This window comes from Delftia sp. JD2 (assembly GCF_001682645.1).
Lineage (GTDB): Bacteria > Pseudomonadota > Gammaproteobacteria > Burkholderiales > Burkholderiaceae_C > Comamonas > Comamonas acidovorans.
On record NZ_LFJT01000006.1, the window covers coordinates 169636 to 176136 of the forward strand.

Annotated in this window: 8 protein-coding genes; 7 read left to right on the plus strand and 1 reads right to left on the minus strand. The window is 66.7% G+C overall.

Going from position 1 to position 6501, the window contains the following annotated elements:
• Positions 1 to 6 precede the first annotated feature (6 nt).
• The 7 genes from hisD (at position 7) to hisA (ending at position 5472) form a co-directional block, all read left to right on the plus strand.
• Positions 7 to 1323: a histidinol dehydrogenase gene (hisD, locus tag ACM14_RS05515; RefSeq protein WP_013800800.1), complete on the plus strand. Its 1317-nt coding sequence runs from the start codon at positions 7 to 9 to the stop codon at positions 1321 to 1323.
• A 134-nt stretch (positions 1324 to 1457) separates the two neighbouring features.
• Entirely contained in the window at positions 1458 to 1706 is a 249-nt protein-coding gene (locus ACM14_RS05520) for a hypothetical protein (protein ID WP_065345577.1), read from the plus strand.
• Positions 1703 to 2140 carry a PIN domain-containing protein gene (locus ACM14_RS05525; RefSeq protein ID WP_012207320.1) on the plus strand — a complete coding sequence of 146 codons (438 nt, stop codon included), beginning with the start codon at positions 1703 to 1705 and terminating at the stop codon, positions 2138 to 2140. The genes ACM14_RS05520 and ACM14_RS05525 overlap by 4 nt, the downstream gene beginning before the upstream one ends.
• 53 nt (positions 2141 to 2193) lie before the next feature.
• Positions 2194 to 3318: a histidinol-phosphate transaminase gene (gene hisC / locus ACM14_RS05530; protein WP_013800801.1), complete on the plus strand. Its 1125-nt coding sequence runs from the start codon at positions 2194 to 2196 to the stop codon at positions 3316 to 3318.
• Positions 3315 to 3920: an imidazoleglycerol-phosphate dehydratase HisB gene (gene hisB, locus ACM14_RS05535; RefSeq protein WP_012207318.1), complete on the plus strand. Its 606-nt coding sequence runs from the start codon at positions 3315 to 3317 to the stop codon at positions 3918 to 3920. Before hisC ends, hisB begins: the two co-directional genes overlap by 4 nt.
• An 81-nt stretch (positions 3921 to 4001) precedes the next feature.
• On the plus strand, positions 4002 to 4670 hold the full coding sequence (hisH, locus tag ACM14_RS05540; protein ID WP_065345578.1) for an imidazole glycerol phosphate synthase subunit HisH: 669 nt from the start codon (positions 4002 to 4004) through the stop codon (positions 4668 to 4670).
• 61 nt (positions 4671 to 4731) lie between these two features.
• On the plus strand, positions 4732 to 5472 hold the full coding sequence (gene hisA, locus ACM14_RS05545) for a 1-(5-phosphoribosyl)-5-[(5-phosphoribosylamino)methylideneamino]imidazole-4-carboxamide isomerase (protein ID WP_012207316.1): 741 nt from the start codon (positions 4732 to 4734) through the stop codon (positions 5470 to 5472).
• Between the two features lie 85 nt (positions 5473 to 5557).
• On the opposite strand, the gene ACM14_RS05550 is transcribed toward hisA, so the two are convergent.
• Positions 5558 to 6501 (minus strand): spherulation-specific family 4 protein (locus ACM14_RS05550; protein ID WP_065345586.1); only part of this gene is annotated, 944 nt, incomplete at its 5' end.

The following is a 6501-nucleotide window of genomic DNA, read 5'->3' on the forward strand; positions in this document are numbered from 1 at the left end:
ACCACAATGGAATATGTAGCTGCCCCTGCCCGCCTGTCGACTGCGGACGCCAACTTCGAACACGATTTTGCGCAGCGCCTGCATTGGTCGGCAGACACGGACGCGGCCATCGAGCAGCGCGTGGCCGACATCCTGGCCGATGTGCAAAAGCGTGGCGATGCGGCCGTGCTGGAGTACACGGCGCGCTTCGACGGATTGCAGGTGGACGGCATGGCAGCGCTGGAGCTAACGCAGGCCGAGCTCAAGGCCGCCTTCGACAGCCTGGGCGACGAGCAGCGCGATGCGCTGACGGCCGCCGCCCAGCGCGTGCGCACCTACCACGAGGCACAAAAGCGCGCCAGCGGCGAAAGCTGGAGCTACCGTGACGCCGATGGCACCCTGCTGGGCCAGAAGGTCACGCCGCTGGACCGCGTGGGCATCTATGTGCCCGGCGGCAAGGCGGCCTATCCGTCCAGCGTGCTGATGAATGCCATTCCCGCCCACGTGGCTGGCGTGCAGGAAATCATCATGGTCGTGCCCACGCCGCGCGGCGAGAAGAATGCCCTGGTGCTGGCTGCCGCCTATGTGGCCGGCGTCACGCGCGGTTTCACCATCGGCGGCGCCCAGGCCGTGGCGGCCCTGGCCTACGGCACAGCCACCATCCCCAAGGTGGACAAGATCACCGGTCCCGGCAATGCCTATGTGGCCAGCGCCAAGAAGCGGGTGTTCGGCACCGTGGGCATCGACATGATTGCCGGCCCCAGCGAAATCCTGGTGCTGGCCGACGGCAGCACGCCGCCCGACTGGGTGGCCATGGACCTGTTCAGCCAGGCCGAGCATGACGAGCTGGCGCAAAGCATCCTGCTGTGCCCCGATGCCGACTACATAGCCGCCGTCCAGCGCGAGATCGACCGCCTGCTGCCCGAGATGCCGCGGCGCGCCATCATCGCCAAGAGCCTCAGCGACCGGGGTGCCCTCATCCTCACGCGCGACATGCAGGAGGCCTGCGCCATCAGCAACCGCATCGCGCCCGAGCACCTGGAAGTCTCCAGCAACGATCCCCACCAGTGGGAGCCGCTGCTGCGCCATGCAGGCGCCATCTTCCTGGGGGCCTACACCAGCGAGAGCCTGGGCGACTACTGCGCCGGCCCCAACCATGTGCTGCCCACCAGCGGCACGGCGCGCTTTTCCTCGCCACTGGGGGTCTATGACTTCCAGAAGCGGTCCAGCCTCATCGAGGTCAGCGAGCAGGGCGCCCAGACCCTGGGCCGCATCGCCTCGGTGCTGGCGCATGGCGAAGGCCTGCAAGGCCATGCGCGTGCGGCTGAAATGCGTTTGAAGTAGACACTCGCTTCTTATTGGACGAAGGCGCCGTCACCGAAAGGGGCGGCGCTTTTTGCTGCCTGAACGCTGGATCAGGAGTGTCAAAGATAAACACGAAATCAGTGGAGCACGAATTTCGTGTAGACTTGCGCCCTGTGAAGAACCTCACCATCACCGTCGAAGACGGCGTGCTCGAATGGGCCCGCATCGAGGCCGCGCGCCGCGGCACCAGCGTCTCGCGCATGGTGGGCGACTTCATGGCCGAGATGCAGCGCCGAGAGGACGCCTACGAGCGCGCCTACCTGGCCTGGCGCACCGACGAACGCGGCTGGGACGGCGGCCAGCCGTCATCCGCACAGCCCGCCCAGCGCAGTGCCGCGCTGCGCCGCGAGGGCCAGGCATGAACACCGTCTTCGTCGATACCTCCGTGCTGGTCGCTGCCGAAGACACGGGGCAGGGCGCCTTGCATGCCGCCGTGCTGCAGTGGCTGGACCTGCTGTGGCGCACGCGCAGCGGGCGCACCGGCAGCCAGTCGCTGTGCGAGTTCTATGAACAGGTCACCACGGCCGCCCAGCCTTTGCCGCAGGGCGATGCGCGCGCCGCCATCCGCCGCTACCAGACCTGGACGCCCTGGAAGACCGATGCCGCCACCCTGGAAACCGCCTGGGCGGTGCAATCGCGCCACCAGCTGGCCTTTGGCGACTGCCTGGCCGTGGCCTGCGCCCAGCACAGCGGCTGCGAGCAGATGCTGACCCTGCACCTGCCGCACGGCACCCAGTTTGGCGGCGTCGCCATGGTGCACCCGCTGCACCAGGCGCCGCCGCAGCAGCAGGCCTGAGCGGCTTCGCTGATGGATTTCTTCCCCCACTGACTCGTGAAAGTGTGCATGCCATGACAGCTTCCATTCCGCAGGTTCAGGCCCTGGCCCTGGAGCGCATCCGCGCCGATGTCCGCGCCATGCATGCCTACCATGTGCAGCCCTCGCAAGGCCTGCTCAAGATGGACACGATGGAGAACCCCTTCCGCCTGCCCCCTGAATTGCAGGCCGCGCTGGGCGAGCGCCTGGGCCGGCTGGAGATCAACCGCTACCCTGGCGAGCGCCAGGAAGTGCTCAAGGACATGCTGGCCCGCTACGCGCAGGCGCCGGCCGGCAGCGCCGTGCTGCTGGGCAATGGCTCGGACGAGATCATCACGCTGCTGGCCCTGGCCTGTGCCCAGCCCCACGCCGAGGGCCGCGCCACCATGCTGGCGCCCATGCCGGGCTTCGTCATGTACCCCATGAGCGCCAGGCTGCAGGGCCTGGACTTTGTGGGCGTCAACCTGACGGCCGACTTCGAGCTGGACGTGCCCGCCATGCGCGCCGCCATTGCCGAGCACCGCCCCGCCATCACCTATATCGCCTACCCCAACAATCCCACGGCCACGCTCTGGGCCGAGGCCGATGTGCAGGCCGTGATCGACGCGGTCGGCGCCATTGGCGGCCTGGTCGTCATGGACGAGGCCTACCAGCCCTTCGCCCGCCGCAGCTGGGCAGAGAACATGCGCGCCGACCCGGCCCGCAACGCCCATGTGCTGCTGATGCGCACGCTCAGCAAGTTCGGCCTGGCCGGTGCGCGCCTGGGCTACCTGATCGGCCCGGCCGCCATCGTCGGCGAGATCGACAAGGTGCGCCCGCCCTACAACATCAGCGTGCTCAACTGCGAGACGGCCATCTTCGCGCTGGAGCACGAGGCGCTGTATGCGCAGCAGGCCGTGGCCATCCGCGCCGAGCGCCAGCCGCTGATCGATGCGCTGGCCACGCTGCCGGGTGTGGAAAAGATCTGGCCATCCGAGGCCAACATGGTCTTGCTGCGCGTGCGCGATGCCGCGCGCGCCCAGGCCGAGATGAAGGCCCGGGGCGTGCTGGTGAAGAATGTCTCTGCCATGCACCCGCTGCTGGCCAACTGCCTGCGACTGACCGTGGGCACCCACGAAGAAAACGCCCAGATGCTGGCGGCCCTGAAGGAATCCCTATGAGCAATGCAGCTCCCGCACGCACCGCCGAAGTGCAGCGCAACACCGCCGAGACCCGGATCAAGGTCGCCATCAACCTGGACGGCACGGGCAAGGCCAGCCTGCGCTCGGGCATCGGTTTTCTGGACCACATGCTCGACCAGATCGCGCGCCATGGGCTGATCGACCTCGATATCGACTGCGAGGGCGACCTGCACATCGACGGCCACCACACGGTGGAGGACATCGGCATCACCCTGGGCCAGGCCTTTGCCAAGGCCGTGGGCGACAAGAAGGGCATCCGCCGCTACGGCCACGCCTATGTGCCGCTGGACGAGGCCCTGAGCCGCGTGGTCATCGATTTCTCGGGCCGCCCGGGCCTGCACATGGACGTGAAATTCACGGCCGGCAGTATCGGCCAGCTCGACACCCAGCTGGTCTACGAATTCTTCCAGGGCTTCGTCAACCATGCGGGCGTGACCATGCACATCGACAATCTCAAGGGCTTCAACGCCCACCACCAGTGCGAGACCATCTTCAAGGCCTTTGCACGCGCCCTGCGCTTTGCGCTGGAGCATGACGAGCGCATGGCTGGCGTCATCCCCTCGACCAAGGGCGCTCTGTAAAGAGAAGCGATTGACTCCGGTCAGAGCTTGATCTGACCGGGCAATCCAGCTGAAAATCCGACCGAACACGCGCCACACGCTATGAGTTTGACTGACAACACCGTCGCCGTCGTCGATTACGGCATGGGCAATCTGCGCTCGGTTTCCCAGGCCGTGCGCACGGCCGCCGCCGACTCCGGCTGGGAGGTCGTGGTCACCGCCGATCCCGAGGTGGTGCTGGCCGCCAACCGGGTCGTGCTGCCGGGCCAGGGCGCCATGCCCGACTGCATGCGCGAGCTGCGCGAATCCGGCCTGCAGGACGCCGTGCTGCATGCCGCTGCCAACAAGCCCCTGTTCGGCGTCTGCGTGGGCATGCAGATGCTGCTGGACCACAGCGACGAGGGCGATGTGCCTGGCCTGGGCCTGATCCCCGGCAATGTGCGCAAGTTCGATCTGGCGGGCCGCGTCCAGGCCGACGGCAGCCGCTTCAAGGTGCCGCAAATGGGCTGGAACCGCGTGCACCGCAAGCACAATGCCGGGCAGTCCCACCCGCTGTGGCGTGGAATTCCCGAAGACAGCTTCTACTACTTCGTGCACAGTTTCTACGCCGTGGTGCAGCAGCCCCAGCATTGCGCTGCAGAGGCCGACTACGGCGGGCGCTTTGCCTGCGCCATCGCACGCGATAATATTTTCGCCACCCAGTTTCACCCCGAAAAGAGCGCGGACCAGGGCCTGGCCCTGTTCCGCAACTTTCTGGGCTGGAAGCCCTGAACCCTCTTTCCTTCCCCGCACCGGCCGCTGCATCCCAGGCCTTCATTGCTCGCAAACCATCATGCTGCTCATTCCTGCCATCGACCTCAAGGACGGCCACTGCGTACGCCTCATCCAGGGTGATATGGACCAGTCGACCACGTTCGGCGAAGATCCGGCCATCATCGCCCGCCGCTGGCTCGACGCCGGCGCACGCCGCCTGCACCTGGTGGACCTCAATGGCGCGTTTGCGGGCCAGCCCAAGAACCTGGTGGCCATCAAGGCCATCCTCAAAGAGGTGGACGGCCGGATTCCGGTGCAGCTCGGTGGCGGCATCCGTGACCTGGACACCATCGAGAAATACATAGACGCCGGCATCAGCTACGTGATCATCGGCACCGCTGCCGTGAAGAACCCGGGCTTTCTGCAGGACGCCTGCAGCGCCTTCGGCGGCCATGTGATCGTCGGGCTCGATGCCAAGGACGGCAAGGTGGCCATCGACGGCTGGAGCAAGCTCACGGGCCAGGACGTGCACTCGGTGGCCAAGCGCTTCGAGGACTGGGGCGTGGAGTCCATCATCTACACCGACATCGGCCGCGACGGCATGCTCACGGGCATCAACATCGACGCCACCGTCAATCTCGCGCAATCGCTGAAGATCCCCGTCATCGCTTCGGGCGGCCTGGCAGGCATGGCTGACATCGAGGCGCTGTGCAAGGTCGAGGACGAAGGCATCGAAGGCGTGATCTGCGGCCGCGCCATCTACTCGGGCGACCTTGACTTCGCCGCGGCGCAGGCCCGCGCCGACGAGCTCAGGGCCTGAACGGCCTGCGCCTTCCCTGTATCCGCGGGCGCCTGTGCTTCACAGGCGCCCGCGCTGCATTCAGCGTCAGGGATTCAGGCTTTCTTTACGAGCAGGCGGGCATGGCCTGCCCGGCATTGGTGGCGCGCACGGTCTGCACAAAGGCATCCCAGTAATTCGGCAGCCCGGCCCAGGGGTTGCCCACGCCGGTGCTGGGCTCGAACTCCAGCTGGGTCACATAGATCCATCCCGCCTGGTAGCGGGCCGAGGCGGCCGACTGCACGGCCGTCTGCATGGCCGCGCAGCCCGACACGTTGTGCACCAGCGAGGCCTGGTGGCTGTTGGGCAGCCCGTACAGCCAGTCAAAACTCGTCGTGCGCGGATCGTAGGTGGCGTAGGTGGAGCCCTTGCCCTCGAACGTGGTCAGCACATCGGCCACATCGGCATAACCGGCCACGGGCACGAGGCCCGGGTTGCCGATCACGATCAGGTTGGGATTCTTGGCCTTGATGTACTGGTAGATGGTGCGGTAGAAGTCCAGCCGGTTGGCGGTGGCCGCCATCTCGTCAATGAAGAAACCCTTGACCAGGCCCGCGCCGTAGTGCGTGAAATAGTTGTCGATATTGGCCTGGATGCTGGCCAGCGATCGCGTGCCCGTGCCATAGCTGGAGCTCACATAGCCCACCAGCTGCCCGCCCGCGTTGGCAAAAGCGGTGGCGGCGCGCGTGATGTTCGCGTCCGGGCCACTGAAAATGCCGTTGGCCGGATTCAGGATGGCCGTCATCTGCACGGTCGGATTCGCCTGTGCGCTGGCCGTCAGCGCATTCCAGGCCGTGGCTCCCGAGCCGGTGGGATAGAAATACGTGGGCACCAGCACCCGCAGCGGTGCAGGTGCAGGACGCAGATAGAAGGTCTGGGAAGCGCTGCCCGTGCGGCCTGCCACGGTGGCGCTGGCCTGTACCTGCTGGCGGCCCGGCGTGGCGCCGGTCAGCGAAGCCGTTGCCACGCCGGAGCTGGTAAGCGCCGAGGTGCTGACGCCTGTGGCTGCGC

What these genes read in the sequence shown, in the direction of transcription:
- hisC (WP_013800801.1), top strand. Translation starts at nt 2,194, where the DNA reads ATGACAGCTTCCATTCCGCAGGTTCAGGCCCTGGCCCTGGAGCGCATC.
- hisH (WP_065345578.1), top strand. Translation starts at nt 4,002, where the DNA reads ATGAGTTTGACTGACAACACCGTCGCCGTCGTCGATTACGGCATGGGC.
- hisB (WP_012207318.1), top strand. Translation starts at nt 3,315, where the DNA reads ATGAGCAATGCAGCTCCCGCACGCACCGCCGAAGTGCAGCGCAACACC.
- hisA (WP_012207316.1), top strand. Translation starts at nt 4,732, where the DNA reads ATGCTGCTCATTCCTGCCATCGACCTCAAGGACGGCCACTGCGTACGC.
- hisD (WP_013800800.1), top strand. Translation starts at nt 7, where the DNA reads ATGGAATATGTAGCTGCCCCTGCCCGCCTGTCGACTGCGGACGCCAAC.
- ACM14_RS05525 (WP_012207320.1), top strand. Translation starts at nt 1,703, where the DNA reads ATGAACACCGTCTTCGTCGATACCTCCGTGCTGGTCGCTGCCGAAGAC.